We start from the raw sequence: 536 nt of genomic DNA, 5'->3' as shown, positions 1-536 counted from the left end.
CGCAGCAGCGGTTGTTGCTTGAGGTGGCGTGGGAGGCGTTGGAGAGCGCCGGTATTGTGGCGCAGTCGATTCGGGGTACGCAGACGGGCATCTTCGTCGGCCTGACCGGATACGACTACATGTTGAAGCTCACCGAGACGCTGCGTCGCGAAGACTACGACGCTTATATTCCGTTTGGGAATGCGGCGAATTTTGCGGCGGGGCGGTTGGCGTATTTTCTGGGTGCGCGGGGTCCGGCGTTGGTGGTGGATACGGCGTGTTCGTCGTCGTTGGTGTCGGTGCATCTGGCGTGTCAGAGTCTGCGCCGCGGGGAGAGCGACACCGCCCTGGCCGCCGGCGTCAACCTGATCCTCAAACCCGAGGCCAATATCGCACTCACGCGGTTTGGCATGTTGTCGCCGGATGGGCAGTGCAAGACCTTTGATGCCGCTGCCAATGGGTATGTGCGCAGTGAGGGTTGCGGGGTGGTGGTGCTCAAGCGGCTCGGTGATGCGCTGCGTGACGGGGATCGGGTGTTGGCGGTGGTGCGGGGTTCG

The 536-nt window shown here is 63.4% G+C and carries 1 protein-coding gene; it reads left to right on the top strand.

From position 1 onward, the window contains the following. Positions 1-536 (top strand): beta-ketoacyl [acyl carrier protein] synthase domain-containing protein (locus RMCB_RS16050; protein WP_131805542.1); only part of this gene is annotated, 536 nt, incomplete at both ends.

The sequence above is a fragment of the Mycolicibacterium brisbanense genome (assembly GCF_001570425.1).
In the GTDB taxonomy this organism is placed as follows: domain Bacteria; phylum Actinomycetota; class Actinomycetes; order Mycobacteriales; family Mycobacteriaceae; genus Mycobacterium; species Mycobacterium brisbanense.
This window is presented reverse-complemented; position numbering and strand designations above follow the sequence as displayed.